14 protein-coding genes and 1 tRNA gene are annotated in these 16,558 nt (G+C 65.6%); 9 read left to right on the top strand and 6 right to left on the bottom strand.

Annotated features, from left to right (window positions below; genetic code table 11):
- Positions 1 to 45: 45 nt before the first annotated feature.
- Positions 46 to 951, top strand: a complete 906-nt coding sequence (locus AC1DGP_RS30205; RefSeq protein WP_441508171.1) for a dihydrodipicolinate synthase family protein — start codon at positions 46 to 48, stop codon at positions 949 to 951.
- A gap of 559 nt (positions 952 to 1,510) precedes the next feature.
- Entirely contained in the window at positions 1,511 to 1,939 is a 429-nt protein-coding gene (gene rnk, locus AC1DGP_RS30210; RefSeq protein WP_441492382.1) for a nucleoside diphosphate kinase regulator, read from the top strand.
- A gap of 23 nt (positions 1,940 to 1,962) precedes the next feature.
- Here rnk and AC1DGP_RS30215 read toward each other — a convergent pair whose 3' ends face one another.
- The gene (locus AC1DGP_RS30215) at positions 1,963 to 3,000 is read right to left on the bottom strand and encodes a DmpA family aminopeptidase (protein WP_476832905.1); all 1,038 of its coding nucleotides are present in this window, start codon (positions 2,998 to 3,000) and stop codon (positions 1,963 to 1,965) included.
- Positions 3,001 to 3,089: 89 nt separating this feature from the next.
- Entirely contained in the window at positions 3,090 to 4,415 is a 1,326-nt protein-coding gene (locus AC1DGP_RS30220) for an aminotransferase-like domain-containing protein (protein WP_441508169.1), read from the bottom strand.
- A gap of 98 nt (positions 4,416 to 4,513) precedes the next feature.
- On the opposite strand from AC1DGP_RS30220, the gene AC1DGP_RS30225 reads away from it, so the two are divergent.
- The 5 genes from AC1DGP_RS30225 to AC1DGP_RS30245 all read left to right on the top strand — a co-directional run bounded on the left by AC1DGP_RS30225 (position 4,514) and on the right by AC1DGP_RS30245 (position 9,444).
- Complete coding sequence (locus AC1DGP_RS30225; RefSeq protein WP_441508168.1) at positions 4,514 to 5,476, top strand: substrate-binding domain-containing protein; 963 nt, start codon at positions 4,514 to 4,516, stop codon at positions 5,474 to 5,476.
- 76 nt (positions 5,477 to 5,552) lie between these two features.
- Entirely contained in the window at positions 5,553 to 6,443 is an 891-nt protein-coding gene (locus tag AC1DGP_RS30230; RefSeq protein WP_441508167.1) for an ABC transporter substrate-binding protein, read from the top strand.
- Positions 6,440 to 7,363, top strand: coding sequence for an amino acid ABC transporter permease (locus tag AC1DGP_RS30235; RefSeq protein WP_476768744.1), 924 nt, complete (start codon positions 6,440 to 6,442; stop codon positions 7,361 to 7,363). The genes AC1DGP_RS30230 and AC1DGP_RS30235 overlap by 4 nt, the downstream gene beginning before the upstream one ends.
- Positions 7,360 to 8,139, top strand: a complete 780-nt coding sequence (locus AC1DGP_RS30240; RefSeq protein WP_441508165.1) for an amino acid ABC transporter ATP-binding protein — start codon at positions 7,360 to 7,362, stop codon at positions 8,137 to 8,139. The genes AC1DGP_RS30235 and AC1DGP_RS30240 overlap by 4 nt, the downstream gene beginning before the upstream one ends.
- Before the next feature lie 114 nt (positions 8,140 to 8,253).
- The gene (locus AC1DGP_RS30245) at positions 8,254 to 9,444 is read left to right on the top strand and encodes a M20 aminoacylase family protein (RefSeq protein ID WP_441508164.1); all 1,191 of its coding nucleotides are present in this window, start codon (positions 8,254 to 8,256) and stop codon (positions 9,442 to 9,444) included.
- 76 nt (positions 9,445 to 9,520) lie between these two features.
- Here AC1DGP_RS30245 and AC1DGP_RS30250 read toward each other — a convergent pair whose 3' ends face one another.
- Together AC1DGP_RS30250 and AC1DGP_RS30255 are read right to left on the bottom strand one after the other, a co-directional pair.
- Positions 9,521 to 10,366, bottom strand: a complete 846-nt coding sequence (locus AC1DGP_RS30250; RefSeq protein ID WP_441508163.1) for a carboxylesterase family protein — start codon at positions 10,364 to 10,366, stop codon at positions 9,521 to 9,523.
- A gap of 308 nt (positions 10,367 to 10,674) precedes the next feature.
- The gene (locus AC1DGP_RS30255; RefSeq protein WP_441508162.1) at positions 10,675 to 11,664 is read right to left on the bottom strand and encodes an AraC-like ligand-binding domain-containing protein; all 990 of its coding nucleotides are present in this window, start codon (positions 11,662 to 11,664) and stop codon (positions 10,675 to 10,677) included.
- Between the two features lie 269 nt (positions 11,665 to 11,933).
- On the opposite strand from AC1DGP_RS30255, the gene AC1DGP_RS30260 reads away from it, so the two are divergent.
- On the top strand, positions 11,934 to 15,032 hold the full coding sequence (locus AC1DGP_RS30260) for a S8 family serine peptidase (protein WP_441508161.1): 3,099 nt from the start codon (positions 11,934 to 11,936) through the stop codon (positions 15,030 to 15,032).
- 96 nt (positions 15,033 to 15,128) lie between these two features.
- Here AC1DGP_RS30260 and AC1DGP_RS30265 read toward each other — a convergent pair whose 3' ends face one another.
- Positions 15,129 to 15,458, bottom strand: a complete 330-nt coding sequence (locus tag AC1DGP_RS30265; RefSeq protein ID WP_441508160.1) for a RidA family protein — start codon at positions 15,456 to 15,458, stop codon at positions 15,129 to 15,131.
- Positions 15,459 to 15,508: 50 nt separating this feature from the next.
- Between AC1DGP_RS30265 and AC1DGP_RS30270 the strand changes: the two genes are divergently transcribed.
- Positions 15,509 to 16,177: a LysR family transcriptional regulator gene (locus AC1DGP_RS30270; RefSeq protein ID WP_476832906.1), complete on the top strand. Its 669-nt coding sequence runs from the start codon at positions 15,509 to 15,511 to the stop codon at positions 16,175 to 16,177.
- A gap of 234 nt (positions 16,178 to 16,411) precedes the next feature.
- On the opposite strand, the gene AC1DGP_RS30275 is transcribed toward AC1DGP_RS30270, so the two are convergent.
- Positions 16,412 to 16,488: transfer RNA gene (locus AC1DGP_RS30275), tRNA-Met, on the bottom strand.
- Between the last annotated feature and the right edge of the window lie 70 nt (positions 16,489 to 16,558).

Genomic DNA, 16,558 nt, shown 5'->3' on the forward strand with positions numbered 1-16,558 from the left:
TTAACATCTGATCTTCGAAACGACACGCTACCGTGAGGATATGAGATGGGCTTCGCGCCGCCTTTCGCCGGCATTCATGCCATGGTCTACGCCTTGTTCGACGAGCAGGAGAGGCTTGACCGGGCAGCGATGCGCCGCCAGACGGAGCTCTGCCTTGCGCTGGGCGTGCACGGCATTGCCGCGCTCGGCCTCGCCACCGAAGTGTCCAAACTGACCCAGTCCGAGCGCCTGGCGCTAATGGAATGGGTTTCCGAGGACACTGCCGGACGCGTGCCGCTCGCCTTCACGATCTACGGTTCGTCCGTCGCGGAACAGATCGAGCAGGTCAGGGCAGCCGAGACTGCGAAGGCCGACTGGGTCATCCTGCAGCCGCCGATGGTCGGCAGTTTTGGAGCGGCTGAATATATCCGCTTCTTCGGCCGGGTCGCTGACGCGACCTCCCTGCCCGTCGCGATCCAGAATGCACCAGCCTATATGGGGCGCGGCCTCTCGGCCGAAGACATCCGCGAACTGGTGTCGCGCCATCCGAATATCAGCCTGATCAAGGGTGAAGGCCCAGCCGTGGACATTCGGCAGCTGATCACGACCACGGAAGGGCGGCTTCCCGTCTTCAACGGTCGCGGCGGCCTCGAACTGGTCGACAACCTGCGCGCCGGCTGTGCGGGCATGATCCTGGCCCCCGACACGATCGATCACGCGCTACGCGCCTATAACCACTTCATGGCTGGAGACGAGCCCAGCGCGGAGGCCGCCTATCGCGACGTCTCGCCTGCAATCGTCTTCATCATGCAGTCGATCGAGAGCCTGCTCTGCTACGGCAAGCGCCTCTTCGGCGAGCGCGCCGGTCTTGCCATTCACGACCGGTCCCCCGCTCTGCGCCCGACGGAATTCGGTTTGGAACTCGTGCGGCGGCACGCCGCGCAGCTCGGCCCCTACAGCGCTGCGGCCTAAGGCAGCGGTCCCAACAGTGGATCGCGGCTTTAGGGAAAGCCGCTGCAAACACAACACGTTGGATCATCGGCCTGGATACCATCCGGTCTGATGATCGAGCGTCATGATCGGGCCCGGACGGAAGTCGGACCGCCAGCCTTGCCCCGCGTTTCAGGCCAGCGTTGCGCTCCGCGATCGCAGCCTTCCGGCAGGCTTGTGATTTGACAATTCGGGCAGCGAGCCTAAGTCATGAGACATGATGGCGCGCTTCTCCAATTTCCGTCGCGGCCTGCACCGGGCAGGTAACCTGATCGCGGGCAACTAGCCCCGGATTCGTCGCGCCGCGCGCCTCGGGTTCGGGGCGGTCGGCCTTCCGGCGCCGAATCGGCATCATTCCGGACTTAAGGTCGACGCGGGCAACGCCCCGCACATCCACCATCAGCGCAAGCGACGAAAGCGTCTGCCGAAGGCAGAGAGCCCCCCCGACGCCATTGTCCGGCATCGTGCAAGCTCGCCTGCGCGCAATCTTCCACTGCTACGCGCTGCCCACGGGGGCGCAATCATTCAGGACGACGTTCACATGACCAACCGGACCTCCGGCGGGGCAAAGCCCCGTATCACCTTGACCGCAATCGATCACGAGAAGCTCACCCAGCTCGCGATTGCCGCGACCAACACCTTTCCCGATGTCGCAGCGGAACTCGCCGACGAAGTGGCGCGCGCCCGCGTTCTCGCCAAGGGGCGCCAGCTCGCCGACGCCGTGCGCATGGGCAGCGAAGTGCTGTTCCAGGACGAGGTCACGGGCAAGACCACCACCGTGACCCTGGTCTATCCGCCCGAGGCCGACATCGCCCAGGGCAAGATCTCGATCCTGACCCCGATCGGGACCGCTCTGATCGGCCTCTCGGTCGGCCAATCCATCAACTGGACGACGCGCAGCGGCGACGTGAAGCGTCTGACGGTTCAGGCCGTCCGCGATCCAGCCGATGGCGCGCCCCAACCGGCCTGATTGCGGCGGGCGACAGCGAGCCCTCAGGAGCGGGCGAGAACGTCGGCGAGCGAAGGCCTCGCATGACCGTCTCGCCCCGCCACCGCCGGCGCGGCGAGCATGGCGTTGAGGACGGCCTCCTGGGTCGCCTCGGCGGCCGCGCGAAACGGCAGATCGATTCGATTCTCGTTGAGCACGACCATCGGCGCGAGATCGGCGCGTTCATGATGGCTGATGCGGCCGGCCGTGCTGAAGGCCAGCGCGATATCGCCGCTGCCATTGCCCCAGAATGCGCCGAGCCGCGCCAGCCCCGCACCGCACCGCCTGGCAACGCGCGTCAGCTGCCGCGATTCCATCGGGATATCGGTCGCCACCACGATGATGACGGACCCACGCTCGGGCGCGGCCGCGTGCGGCATGGCGGGCGGAACGGGCCGGCGGCCATCAGGCAGAACCAGATCTCCCGCATTGCCAAAATTGGCCTGAACCAGCACGCCGAGCGTATAATCGCTGCCGTCCAGCCTGAGCAGGCGCGAGGCCGTGCCGATGCCGCCCTTGAAACCAAAGGCGCTCATGCCGGTCCCGCCGCCGACGGCGCCCTCCTCGACCGGGCCTGCCATAGCAGCATCAAGTGCCGCGAAGGCGTCGCTCTCGCTCAGAACGCGCGCCCGAATGTCTGAGAGAAAACCGTCATTGCACTCGAGCACGACCGGATTGACCGTTCCGGTCGTCCGGCCAATGTCGGGATTGGCCGCGAGCGCGCGCGTGACGAGGGCATTGAAGCCAGTTCCGACCGACAATGTGTTTCCCAGCAGAAGCGGGGTTTCGATCTGGCCGAGTTCGGAGACCTGCACCAGCCCGGCACTCTTGCCAAAGCCGTTGATGACATCGACACCGGCGCGCAGCTTCTCGCGGAACAGATCGTCGCCATGGGGCAGGATGGCCGTGAACCCGGTCTGGATATCCCCGTCGCGAATGGTCCTGTGGCCGACACGGACGCCGGCAACATCGGTAATCGCATTGAGCGGGCCGGGCGGCAGCGAGCCGCAGATCAAACCAAGGGAACGGGCGCGGGCAGGCATGGGCGGCAATCCGGCTGGCTGACGATGCTTCCGGCTATAGCGCAAACCCCGGCATCCGCCAGTACCGGCGCGCAGCCCCGTTCCCGCGATCAGGGGGACCGGGCGAGAGCGATCGCGTCGGCCACTTCCTCGTAGCGCTCGGTCAGGGTCGCGGTCGCGACGCGGATATGGGCGCTGGGGAGGACCGAGAACTTGCTGCCGGGATTGACCGCGATGTTGCGCGCGGCGAGCGTCACCATGGCGAAGGGCTCCGAGATGATCGGAACCCACAGGCAAAGGCCGCTTCCGGGCGCGGTGTGGATGCCGCGCGCGGCTAGCGCTTCAGCGAGCCTGTCGCGCCGCTGCTTGTAGATGATGCGAGCCTTCGCCACGATATCCCGACTCGCCTCGTCACGCAGCAGCCAGGAGGTTGCGCCCTGGAGCAGGCGGCTCGTCCAGCCCGCGCTGAAGGCCCGATAGGACTGGACCTGTTCGACGATCGCAGCCGAACTCGACAGCACCGCGAGCCGCAGATCGGGCCCGAGGGTCTTCGAATAAGAGACGATATGGATGGTGCGCTCCGGAAAGCGCACGCCGAGTGACGCGGGCGGTGCCTCCGAGATGTCGGCCACGCCGTCATCCTCGATGATCAGCGCATCGCTCTCAGCAAGGATGTCGCCGATCAGCGCGAGCCGTTCAGCACTGACCGTCTGCCCCGTAACCGAGTGCAGTCTTGGCTGGAACACGAATGCAGCAAGCCGCTCCTGCGCCGCGGCGCGGAGCGAGGCCGGCAGGGGGCCGTGCTCGTCGCAGGCCACAGGCACGATCCTGACGCCAAGATCCTCGAGGATGTCGAGCAGCCGCATGGCCGTCGGATGCTCGATCGCGACGGCCGAGCCCGGCGCCACAAGGGCCCGCAGGGTATTGTAGACGGCATTGTAGCCGCCATTGGTGGCGAGGAATGCTTCCGGCCGATAGGGCCAGCGCGCTTCGGCCGCCTCGCGCAGTTCCGGTACGACCCGGCTCCGTTCATAGCTGTTGAGCTTGTCGACCGTTGCGCCATGGGCCAGCGCCTCTGCGAGCGGTGGCAGCAGGGCTGTGTCGGGAATTGCCAGCGACAGGTTCAGCACGCCGGCACCGTAGTCGCCGGAGCTCGCCAGCCGTTCCGGCTGGGCGATGAAGCGGTCCCCACTGACCCAGGTGCCGTTGCGCCCCCGGCCGCGAATGATCTTCTGGCGGCGCAATTCGCTCCAGGCCTCGGAGATCGTCGCCGGACTGACCTTCATTTCGTAGGCGATGTCGCGGATCGCCGGCAGCCGCGCCCCGACAGGCAGCGCCCCCGCCCTGATCAGCGCGCTGGTCTCCAGGGCGATGCCCCGGATGCTGCGATCAACGATCGTTCTTGCGAGCCAGTCGGCGCTGATCGAGCTGTTCATCTGCCGGCCATTTAATGTTCAATAACATAATAACATTTGCGCAGTTATTTTTGAACATTTAGCACTTGGCCTGTCGAGAGCTTTTCAGAGTTGCCAACATGGCTGTGACGCTGCGCCTTGCACTCCGCGATTGGGACTATATGACCCCGCTCGTTCTTGGCGACGTCTCCTCGCCCCGGCTGAAGATCCAGGTCGATCGCGTCGGCACACTGGTCGGCGATCTGGCCACCGACGAAGCTTACGATGCCGCAGAGCTGTCATTCAGCCGCTATGCCCAGCTGCGCCATGACGGCAACGACACGATCGTCGGCATGCCGAACTTCATCATGCGCGGCTTTCGTCATCGCTGCATCGTGACGACCAAGGACAGCTCGATCCGCACGCTCGCCGACCTTGCCGGCAAGAAGATCGGCGTCACAGGCTGGCGCGATTCCGGCAACACCTGGACCCGCGCCGCCGTGCGCCGCGAAGGCGTCGGCGTCGAGGACGCTATGTGGTATGCCGGGCGCCTGACCGAGGCTCACCCGATCACCGACCGCCTCGACGGCTTCGGTCGTCCCGGTCGGATCGAGGCTGCTCCGGGTGAGCGCCCGATGGTGGATCTCCTGCGGGATGGCGGGCTCGATGCCGTCTTCACTCCCTTCATGCCCAAGGGCTTCTTCGATCCGGCCTCGCCGTTCCGTCAGGTGCTCGAGGATTTCCGGGCGGCGGAGACCACCTATTTCCACGAGGTCGGCTACATCCCGGGCATGCACCTGATCGGCTTCAAAGCCGAATTCGTCCGCGACCACCCCTGGATCATGGACGAGCTCAGTGCGTTGATCGACGAGTCGCAGCGGCTCTGGCTCGAGAAGCGCGAGAAATATGCCGATACGACACCCTGGATGTTCGACGAGCTGCGCCGTTGCGCCCGCGATCTGCCCTCTTCGTGGAGCGCGAGCGGTTTCGCCGAGAACGAAGTCATGATCGCCGATTTCGCGACCGAGCTCCATGAGCAGAAGATCCTGCCGCGCCTGCTGACACCGGCCGAGCTTTTCCCGCGGCAAGCGCGCACCCGCTGACACGCCCGAGAAGCGTTGCGACAGGCCGGCGCCACCGCCCGGCCTGCAAGTTCAGACAAGAATGGGGAGTAGCACCATGTATTTCAGATTGATTGCCTCCGTCGCCTTCGCCGGATTGACGCTGGCCGGATCCGCGCTGGCCCAGCAGGGCACGATCGCGAAGCAGACGGTCAACGAGGAGCTGCGGGCGCGCCTGCCTGAGACGCTGCGCAGCAAGGGCAAGATGATTTCGGTCAATAACGGCTCCTTCCCGCCCTACGAGATCGTCACCGGCACCGAGATGAGCGGCGCCAGCTCCGACCTCACCGATGCCATCGGTCAGGTCCTGGGCGTCACGATCGAGCATGCGACGGTGGGAGGCCTGCCTGCCCTGCTCGCCGGCGTGAATGCCGGGCGCTACCAGTTCGCCTTTGGCCCGGTCGGTGATTTCAAGAGCCGGCAGGAAGCCAACGACTTCGTCGACTGGGTCCAGGAATTCGTCGTCTTCGCGGTGCAGAAGGGCAATCCCAAGGGCATCACCTCGCTCGACACCGCCTGCGGCAACCGCATCGCCGTCATGGCCGGCGGCTCGGCCGAGCGCGTCATCCAGGTCCAGGCAGAGAAGTGCAAGGCGGACGGCAAGAGCCCCATCGAGGTGCAGTCCTATTCCGATCAGCCGAGCTCTATCCTGTCGGTCCGCTCCAAGCGCGCCGATGCCTTCTTCTCGTCGCAGGCGCCCCTCACCTATTTCGTCGCGCAGGCCAACGGCCAGCTTGAACTCACCGGCGTCGGTGCACGCAACGGGTTTGAGGATCTCTATCAGGGCGCTGTGGTCCCCAAGGGCTCGCCGCTCGGCCCGGTTCTGCGCGATGCCGTCAAGATCCTGATCGATAACGGCACCTATGCCGCGATCATGAAGAAATGGGGGCTCGAGAATAACATGCTCAAGGAGCCCGGCCTCAATCTGGGCGGGGCCCTGCCGAAATGAGCGGCGAGCCCGCGATGACAGCGCCACCCTCGGGCGGCGCCGACCCGAGGGACGTGGTCAATGCGCACGCCCCCTTCCCGATCGCACGCCTGATCCTCTGGGCGGTCACGGCCATAATCGTCGTCGATTTCGGCCTGATCGTCGCGAGGAACGAAAATTTCGGCTGGCCGGTCGTCGCCGCCTATTTCTTCGACCGCACCGTGCTCAATGGCCTCTCGGTCAGCCTCGGATTGACGGTCGTCGCTATGGTAATCGGCACCGCGCTCGGGCTCGTGCTCGCAATCGCGCGGTTGTCGAAGGACACTCTCGCGAGCTCCTCCGCGTCGCTGTTCATCTGGTTCTTCCGTGGCACGCCGCTGCTCGTGCAGTTGATCTTCTGGTACAATCTCTCGACGCTGTTCCCCCAGATCTCGCTCGCAATCCCGTTCGGGCCGAACCTGGCGAGTTGGGAAACCAACTCGGTCATCACCCCGGTCACCGCCGCCATCGTCGGCCTCGCGCTGAACGAAGCGGCCTATATGGCGGAGATCATCCGTGGCGGCCTGCTTTCGGTCGATCGCGGCCAGGCCGAGACCGCCGAGGCCTTCGGCATGACCAAGGGCCGGGCATTGCGGCGGATCATCATTCCCCAAGCCATGCGCTCGATCGTACCGCCGACCGGAAACCAGCTCATCAGCATGATCAAGGCGACCTCGCTCGTCAGCGTCATCGCCATGGCCGATCTGCTCTACTCGGTTCAGTCGATCTACAACCGCACCTTCGAGATCATCCCGATGCTGCTGGTTGCGGTCCTCTGGTACCTGCTGATCACCTCGATCCTCAATGTCGGCCAGAGCTATATCGAGGCCTATTACAGCCGCGGCGAACGCCGCGACGGCGCGGCTGCTCCGCTGCCAGCCGTGCAGGAGGCAAGCCATTGACCGCCGCTGCAGCGACCACGCCGCTCGTCAGGGCGCGCGACATCCACAAGTCCTTCGACCATCTCGAGGTGCTCAAAGGCATCGACCTCGACGTGATGCCGGGCGAGGTCGTCGTCATCCTCGGGCCTTCGGGTTCGGGCAAGTCGACCTTCCTGCGCTGCATCAACCATCTCGAAGCCATCAACCGGGGCTTCATCGAGGTGGATGGCGAGCAGATCGGCTACCGGATGCGCAACGGCCGGCTGCAGAAGCTCACGGGCAACGGCATCGCGCGCCAGCGCCGCAAGATCGGCATGGTCTTCCAGCAGTTCAATCTCTACCCGCATATGACGGCGCTGGAGAATGTCATCGAGGCGCCGATCGGCGTCCATGGCATGAACCGCAGGGACGCGACGACGGGGGCGCTCGACCTGCTTGATCGGGTCGGCCTCTCCGACAAGGCGGCAAGCTATCCGCGCCAGCTCTCCGGCGGCCAGCAGCAGCGCGTCGCCATCGCCCGCGCCCTGGCGATCAAGCCAAAATTGATGCTGTTCGACGAGCCGACATCGGCGCTCGACCCCGAACTGGTGGGCGAAGTCCTGACGACGATGCGCGATCTCGCCCGGCAGGGCCTCACCATGATCGTGGTGACCCACGAAATCGGCTTCGCGCGCGAGGCCGCCGACCGGGTCGTGTTCATGGATGGCGGCAAGATCGTCGAAATGGGCCGGCCGGAGGAGGTGATGGACAATCCGCGCCATCCGCGCACCCAGGCCTTCCTGTCGCGCTTCCTCTGACCTTCCGTGCTCGCATCGGCATTCCCGAAGACGCCGATCCACTGTTCGGGCCGGTGCAGTAGCCGCAGTAGTCCGGCCAGTGCCGGGTCGCATCCGCAAAGACCGAGATAGATCATGTCCGCGCTCGACAACAGCTTCGCCCGCGTCTCCGATTTCGAGGCCATGGAGGCCGATCTCAGGGCGACCCGCCGTTACCTTCACGCCAACCCGGAACTCTCCCACGAGGAGGCCGAAACCGCGCGCTATGTCGCCGACAAGCTCACGGCCTGGGGTTACGAGGTGACCCGCAACGTCGGCGGCCATGGTGTCGTGGCGCGCCTCAGCAGCGGCACCGGGGCGGGCAGCATCGCGATCCGCGCCGACATGGACGCGCTGCCGATCACCGAAGAGACCGGCCTTCCCTATGCCAGCCTCCAGCCCGGCAAGATGCATGCCTGCGGCCATGACGGGCACACCGCCGTCCTGCTCGGCACGGCCGAATACCTTGCCCGCACGCGCCGCTTCGACGGCACGGTGACGCTGATCTTCCAGCCGGCCGAGGAGGCAGGCAAGATCAGCGGCGCCCAGGCGATGATTGCCGACGGGCTGTTCGAGCGCTTCCCCTTCGATGCGATCTTCGGATTGCACAATCATCCCGGCGCGCCGGAGGGCACGATCCTGCTGCGATCCGGCCCGATGATGGCCGCCGCCGACACGGTCACCATCACGATCAGGGGCAAGGGCGGCCATGCCTCGCGCCCGCATCTGACCATCGACCCGGTCGTGGTCGCCTGCCATCTCGTGGTCGCGCTGCAGACTGTCGTCTCACGCAATATCGACCCGACACAGACGGCTGTCGTCACGGTCGGCACTATCCATGCGGGCCAGGCCGTCAACGTCATCCCTGAAGAGGCCAGGCTGGCGCTCAGCGTACGCTCCTTCGAGCCGAAGATCCGCGACCTGCTGGAGGAGCGCGTCGTCAGGCTCGCCCGCTCGGTCGCGGAAGGCCACGGCGCGTCGATCGAGATCGACTACGAGCGCGGCTATCCTGTCGTGGTCAACGCCGAAGCCGAGACGGCCTTCGCGCGCATGGTCGCCGAGGAGCTGGTCGGCGCCGACAAGGTAGCGACCTGCCATCTCATCCCAGGCAGCGAGGACTTCGCCTATTTCCTCGAGCACAGGCCAGGAAGTTTCCTGCGCCTCGGCAATGGCCTCAACTCACCGATCCTCCACAGTGCGCAGTATGATTTTGCCGATGACAGCCTGACCGTCGGCGCCGCGCTGTGGGCCCGTCTCGTCGAGCGCTATCTGCAGGCCAACGGATAAAGCCGGGCCCTGTCGGCTTTCCGGATGCCGCCCCATAGTTGCCCTAGGCTCCACCGGAGCAACTTGCGGCGCGACGCTATCGTGGCGCGCGCTGGCTGAAGAGCCAAGTGCGCCATTCCGGCGCCAAGAACTGGTCCGGGCTGACTTTATGGTCCATCCCGTCATAGGTCACGAACATGGGCGAACCGCCGGCCCTGGCCAACGCATCGGCCCATGATCTCGATGCGGCATACGGATTCTCGCGGTCGGCCGTTCCATGGACGATCAGGAACGGGACCTTCGCCGCTTGTTGCGCCAGGCTGCGCTGCGGCGGAACTCCCGAGAATGCGACAACGCCCGCGAACGTCTTGGGCTTCGTTGCCGCGGCAATGATCGCCGCCGACGCCCCCATCGAGAACCCGACCAGGTAGACCCGCTGCGGATCAACCGGCAGGCGCCGTTTCAAATCCTCGACCAACGCCAGAACGTCAGCAAGCTGATCGCTCGGTTTTGCAACCCGATTACTGCCGTCGCCAGCATAGTTCGCGCTGAGCGTCGGAAATTGCGGCACGACGACATATGCCGGAAATTCACGGGCAATCGCGGGAGCGGCCCAGCTCCGGATGAAGGGCCCGACCTGGCTGACATTGTCGGTGCCCACCCCGCCCGATGCATGCAGCGCGATGACAAGCGGCAATTTCGCTTGGCTTTGAGCGGCCGGCGAAAGCAGACGATAGGGAATGCTATGCCCGTTGGGAGCGGCGAAGACGCTCGGCTGGAATAGATCAATTGGCATTTTGACGAGGGACTCGACCGCGGCCAACTGCGCCGGCGATGGCTGGGAGATGCGCCGATCTTCCCTGATTTCGCCGCCTAGAGCCCCGGATCCGGCTATGGTGAATGCCGCAAGCAGCGTCGCGGCAAGATTGAGCGATCGGCGCATCGTGTCCTCATCGGTTGCGAAATCTCAGGGTTCACCGCCTCTTCATCTGCCGTCGTCTGACGCTTCACAAACGGTCAAATCTCTGCCGAGCTGATAGATTTTCTTTGGGCTCAGGGCAGGCAATTGGCCTTCGGGCCGCTTTGTGGATTGTCGAGGGCGAGCGACCCTAGATCGTTTCGTGGCTCAGCCGGCGAATGCGGCTCAACCTCGCCTGCGAAGGTCTCACGCCTCGCGACGGCTCAGGACTTCCGGATGCAGATCAGCTCGTTCGCACCGACCACTGGCGGGGCCGCAAATACCGTCAGTGACTACCAGTCCAGGCGTCGTAGCCAGGCCTCCAGACTGTCGTCGCCGGGCTCGGCCGGTGCGAGGACACGGATCTGGGCGGCCTCGCGGGGCGCGACCCCGAACCGGGCCTTGAAGGCGCGCGAAAAAGCATCGTCGCTGGAAAAGCCGAACCTGCGCGCGAGTTTGCCGATGCCGCCTCGTTCGAGCGACGCTCCGTTCAGCGCGAGACGCGCGCGCTCCAGCCTGCGCCGGCGGATATAGTCCGAAACCCCGCCCAGTGGCGCGAACAGGCGGTACAGCGCCGAGCGTGACAGCCCGAAGGCGCAGCAAAGCATGGCCGCATCGAGCGCCGGGTCAGCGATATGGCGGTCGATGAAGCGGCACATCGTCGCCAGCGTGGCCGTCAGCGTGGATGGAGCGTCCTGGTCGCGCATCAACGAAGGCGCAAGGCAGGCTGCGAGGAGATTCGCGCTGGCCTTGAGAAGGCCGGGTGCCTCGCGAGGGCCGAGCTCCTGCGCTGCCCTCAGCAGGGCCTGCAGATGGTCTCCCGCGAGCCTGCCCAGCGCCTCCCGGCCCGACAGCACCGTGCCATGGGCTCTGTCGATTGCGTCGGCGTCGAGCCCGAGCAAGGCGCGGGGGAGAACAAGGTTGATTGCCCGCATGTCGCTGGCATGCGACCGCATGGGACGCGACAGGTCGAGGATCAGGACGTCGGACGGGCCGGCTCGCATCTCCTTGCCGTCGATATCCAGCGTCGTATGGCCGGACTGGTAGAGCTGGATCAGCAGGTGGTCGACGCCAACGGCGCCGATCAGCCCCTCCGAGCGCTCGTAGCGCTGGGCGCTTGTCATCACCTCTCCGACAAGGGCGACACCGAGATGATGGCGGCGGATGTCTCCCCGGAAGGTGGAGCGCCAGTCGCCGGAGAGAGGCTGGACGTCGAAAACCGGTGCGATTTCCTCGCGCCACCGGCCGAACATCCGCTGGGAATCGCAGTCCTGCTCGCTCACCCCTACGCCCCGTTTTCTCGACGCTGCTGCGCGGCGCCTGCGGCCGGCTGTGGCACGACACGCCCCATGCAATGCCTCCTAAACACCGAACGAGTGACCGATCGTCAAGAGACTGATTTCAGCCGCCTTCGACCTGGTTCATGGCTTTGGCACGGCAACGCGGTTGATTGGGACGCCATGCCGGCTTCGACCTCTCTCGACCATTCCAGCCTCATGTTACGGACCTGTGATCGATCCGCCTGAGCGGATGCCTGCCTCGAGACCTGCCCATGCCGTTTGCCGCAACGCGATCCACCCGTCTTCGCTCCTCCCTCCTCGCCACGACTGCTTCGGGCTTCCTCCTCGCGCTCGCGCCAACGGTGATCTCCGCGCAAGAGATCGCGGCCTTGCCAGATGCGTTCGCCGGCCGGCCCGCCCGCATGCTGCCGCGCGCCCTGGCGCTGCTGCCGCCCGCCGCAAGCTTTGTCACGCCGGAGTACAATGCCAGTTATGGGCTGGCCCAGATCGGTGCTGCCGACGCCTATGCGCTGGGGCTCACCGGCAAGGGCGTGCTGGTCGCGGTTGTCGACAGCGGCATCGATCCGACTCATCCGGAGTTTGCGGGGCGGATTTCGCCGCTGTCGCGGAACTTCGGGCTCGACCGCCCCGACCCCGCGGATATCGTCGACCGCGACCCGACCGCCCATGGCACCCATGTCGCCGGAACCATCGCCGCGGCCAGGGACGGGGTCGGAATGCAGGGTGTTGCCTATAATGCCGAGATTCTTGCCCTGCGCGCCGTCGTGCGAGGGCCGGGAGGGGATATTCCAGCCGCGATCCGCTATGCGAGCGAAGTCGGCGCGAAGGTCCTCAACGGCAGCTATGGTCCGTCCTATCCCTCACCCACGCTTCCCGACGGCAGTCCCAACCCGGACTATCAGCTGTTCCCGATCCAGCCCTACCAGCAGGTCGGCACGGCGGCGGAAGTTGCGGCCATCCGGCAGGCCGGCGCCTCCGACATGGTCATGGTCTTCGCCGCCGGCAACGAGCGGGAGGATCAGCCGGTCATCGCGCGCAACCCCACCGGCGCGGCATTCTATCCGGCGATCCGGCCAGGGAACGACAATAAGAACCTCTATGTCGTCCTCGACAATGCCGGGGACCAGGTCGATGCGAGCAAGCTCGATTATTCCGATCTCCAGCCCTACACGATTGCCGTCGTCGCCGTGGACCGTGATCGCAAGATCGCCTCCTTCAGCAACTATTGCGGGATTGCAGCAGCCTGGTGCCTCGCGGCGCCCGGCGTCAACATCCTTTCGACAGTCCCGGCTGACAAGGGTCTGAGTCCGACGCAACCCTATAATCTGTCGAGCGGCACCTCGATGGCCGCGCCGCATGTCGCGGGCACCGCAGCACTGGTCCGCGAAGCCTTTCCGTTCATGACCGCGCCGCAGGTGGTCCAGTCGATCCTGACCACCGCGACAGATCTCGGCTCCCCCGAGATCTATGGCTGGGGTCTCCTCAATGCCGGCAAGGCGGTTCGCGGCCCCGGGCAATTCCTGCAGACCTTCGATGTCGACACGAAGGGCTATTCCGGCTCCTTCGCCAATGACATTTCCGGCGCCGGCGGGCTGGTGAAACGCGGCGATGGCCGCCTCGAACTGTCGGGTCGCAACAGCTATGCCGGCGGCACCTCGGTGATCGGCGGCACGCTCGCCCTGAACGGATCCGTGACCTCGGCCGTATCGGTCGGCCAGGGTGGAACCCTGCGTGGCACGGGCCTCATCGAGGCCGGCCTGTTCAGTGCCGGCACCGTCATGCCTGGCAATTCGCCGGGAACGCTCTTCGTCAAGGGGCCGGTCGCCTTCGGCAGCACCAGTCGGTTCGTGCTTGATATCGACGGCTCCGGAACCGGCAACGGCACTGGCAACTATTCACGGTTGGTGACGACGAGCTCGGCCGGTAGCGTCGCCGCCAATGGACGTCTTGTGCCGGTCCTGCGCGGCATCTCCGGCAACGCGTCCAATCAGTTCACGCCTGCGGTCGGTTCCTCCTTCGGCATTCTCGCTGCAGCGGGCGGATTGAGCGGCAGCTTCACCGGGCTTGACCAGCCGGCAAGCGGCTTGCCCGGCAATGCCCGCTTCGATGCCCTCTACCGCGCCGACGGCCTCTCATTGATCGTGACGCCCGGCTCCTACGCAGCTCTCTCAGGTCTCGGCGGCAACGCCTGGGCCGTCGCCCAGGCCCTCGACAGCACGCGTCCCGCTGCCGGAATACGCCCCGATGCCGGCCGGCAGGAGGTGTTCGACGCGCTCTATACCACCGCGCCGGGCGCGCTCGCGCCAGCGCTGGGCTCGTTATCGGGACAGAGCTACGCCGACGCCAGGATGGCTATGATCACGGCGCAACGCATGGTCGATTCGGCCCTCGACCAGCGTCTGACTGCCGGGAGCTCTGCCCTCCCCGGCCAGGCCCCGAACCCGGGCGAGGCTGGGTATGCGAGCCTGGGCAAATCCGCGGCCGCGCGTCCGAGGCAACAGGCAGCCGCGCTCCAGCCCGGACGAGACGGCGTGGTTTGGGGACAGGCTCTCTATGGCTTCGGGCGCACTGGCAGCGACAGGTCCGGGCCCGGCACGGATTTCGGCGTGGCCGGAGCCCTGCTCGGCGTCGAACGTTCCGTGTTCAGTACGAGCCTGATCGGCGGTGCCGTCGGATACGCGCGCTCGAACGGCGATCCCAAGACCGATGCCGCGGGCCGGGTGACCGTCGACAGCTACAGCATCTCGGCCTATGGCCGCACGCGCCTCGGCGATCTGACCCTGCGCGGCGCGCTGGGCGGGACCTATGGCAAGACCGAGAACCGCCGGACGATCCAGCTCAGTCACGTCCAGCGCGTCGCCCATGGCGAGACGGATGGCTACGGCGTCTTCGGGCATCTGATCGCCGGATATGGCCTTGCTTCCATCTCCGGTCTTGAACTCTCGCCCGAGGCCGGGCTCAGCCTGAATCATTTCCGCCAGGGCGGGCTGACGGAAAGCCAGGCCGGCGCGTTCGCGCTGACACTGCGCGGCGAAAGCCAGACCTCGACCCGCACATTGGTCGGCGGCCGGCTGGCGACTCCCCTTACCTCCGATGAGCGGCTGCGTTTTGACCTCAAGGCCTATTGGTCTCATGAGCTGGCGGACAACGTCGCGATCCAGCGAGCGGGCCTTCTGGGCACCGCGTTTGCAGTCCGCACCCCTCGGGCCTCACGTGACGGAGCCGTGATTGGAGCAAGCCTCTCGGGGGCGATCGCGCCCAAGGTCGATGTGACAGGCTCCTATGACGGCGAGTTCCGTCGCGGCGCGACAAGCCACCGCTTTTCGCTTGAGGCCAGGACCCGCTGGTGAGGTCGGAGCGGCCTGGGCTCACGGGAGAGGGCAATCGGAGTGCGGTTCCCGCCGGGGAGCCGCGCTGAACGCGAGCTTGGCGTAGATCAGGGCAACCTATGTCACCTCGACGATGGCTTCGATCTCGACGGTGATTCCGAACGGGAGGCTGCCGACGCCGATTGCGGAGCGGGCATGCCGCTCGCCAAAAATCTCGACGAAGAGGTCCGAGTAGCCATTGATGACCTTCGAATGCTCAGTGAATTCACGCACCGCATTCACCATGCCGAGAATCTTCACGACGCGTCGGATCCGATCGAGCGAACCGAGCTCTTCCAGAAGGATCGCACGCTGCTGCAGGCCGACGAGGCGCGCATGCTCCGCGGCCTGTTCAGTCGAGACGCCTGCGCCGACCTTTCCGGTCGGGACCTCGCCCCCCGCGCACATAGGTCGCCGCCCGGGTCTTCACGGCGGGCAGCTGCAGCCCACGCTGCTTGATGCCCTGTTCGATCGACATTTCCTGTCCCCTTCCAGAAATTGGGAAGCCGTCCCGCGTGGCGGGCCGGTGGCGTGCCCAAGGGTTGCGATCGCCTTTCAGCGATAGAGCTCTAGGGTCAACCAATGCAATAGATCACATCAATCTGAGCAGACTCGACCTCAATCTGCTGCCCGCTTTTGATGCGCTTCTGTCTGAAGGCAGTGTCACGCGCGCGGCCAAGTGCATTGGCATAGGCCGACCTTCCATGAGCCATGTGCTCAACCGATTGCGCAGGCTGTTCAGGGACGATCTGTTCATCCGCGCTCCCGTTGGGATCAGGCCGGCCCCAGGCGCCCTGCGGCTTGCCGGGCCGATCCGCGAAGCGCTGTCGATGATCCAGGGGACGCTGCTTCAGGGAGAGAGTTTCGATCCGCTTCAGCCCGAGCGCGTCTTTCTGCTGGGGATGCCCGACAGTGTTGAAGTGCCGCTCCTGCCGCGGCTGATGGCACTGCTGGCGTCAATCGCGCCCAGAGTGCGCATTCAGGTTCGCGCGATTGACCGTTTCACCATTCTCGAGCTGCTCGACGGGCACCGCCTGCATCTGCGTGCCGCGGGCCTTCTCACTGAAGGCTCTAATCACCACAAGCGGCGCCGCCTCCACACCACCAACGATCAGACGTCGCCATGATCTGGCATCGATCCTATGACCACGACCCGGCGCATCGCTGGTTTCGCGAGACCATGTCAGGGCTCGCCGCAGCGCGTTAAAGCGAGTGCGACCGACGATACAGCCACGATGCTGACTCCTCAGCCGCCGTTTAGCGCCGCAGTTCACCGGTGCTTTGCGGCGCTGTGGCGCGAGATTGAGCGCAGAACGCAGAAAACCCCGCCTCTTATGTGAGACGGGGTTTGATATTTGATTTGGTTGCGGGGGCCAGATTTGAACTGACGACCTTCAGGTTATGAGCCTGACGAGCTACCGGGCTGCTCCACCCCGCGGTAATGGGAACGCGGCGCCGATGTTTTAGCATCGAGCGCCGCGTTTTGCGTTTTGCGATTGTGATGAGGG

It is taken from the genome of Allobosea sp. 05T433 (assembly GCF_056396065.1).

Bases quoted from the DNA above. Each gene is read 5' to 3' on its own strand.
- AC1DGP_RS30205 (WP_441508171.1), top strand. From the start codon at position 46: ATGGGCTTCGCGCCGCCTTTCGCCGGCATTCATGCCATGGTCTACGCC.
- rnk (WP_441492382.1), top strand. From the start codon at position 1,511: ATGACCAACCGGACCTCCGGCGGGGCAAAGCCCCGTATCACCTTGACC.
- AC1DGP_RS30215 (WP_476832905.1), bottom strand. From the start codon at position 3,000: ATGCCTGCCCGCGCCCGTTCCCTTGGTTTGATCTGCGGCTCGCTGCCG.
- AC1DGP_RS30220 (WP_441508169.1), bottom strand. From the start codon at position 4,415: ATGAACAGCTCGATCAGCGCCGACTGGCTCGCAAGAACGATCGTTGAT.
- AC1DGP_RS30225 (WP_441508168.1), top strand. From the start codon at position 4,514: ATGGCTGTGACGCTGCGCCTTGCACTCCGCGATTGGGACTATATGACC.
- AC1DGP_RS30230 (WP_441508167.1), top strand. From the start codon at position 5,553: ATGTATTTCAGATTGATTGCCTCCGTCGCCTTCGCCGGATTGACGCTG.
- AC1DGP_RS30235 (WP_476768744.1), top strand. From the start codon at position 6,440: ATGAGCGGCGAGCCCGCGATGACAGCGCCACCCTCGGGCGGCGCCGAC.
- AC1DGP_RS30245 (WP_441508164.1), top strand. From the start codon at position 8,254: ATGTCCGCGCTCGACAACAGCTTCGCCCGCGTCTCCGATTTCGAGGCC.
- AC1DGP_RS30250 (WP_441508163.1), bottom strand. From the start codon at position 10,366: ATGCGCCGATCGCTCAATCTTGCCGCGACGCTGCTTGCGGCATTCACC.
- AC1DGP_RS30260 (WP_441508161.1), top strand. From the start codon at position 11,934: ATGCCGTTTGCCGCAACGCGATCCACCCGTCTTCGCTCCTCCCTCCTC.
- AC1DGP_RS30265 (WP_441508160.1), bottom strand. From the start codon at position 15,458: ATGTGCGCGGGGGGCGAGGTCCCGACCGGAAAGGTCGGCGCAGGCGTC.
- AC1DGP_RS30270 (WP_476832906.1), top strand. From the start codon at position 15,509: ATGCCCTGTTCGATCGACATTTCCTGTCCCCTTCCAGAAATTGGGAAG.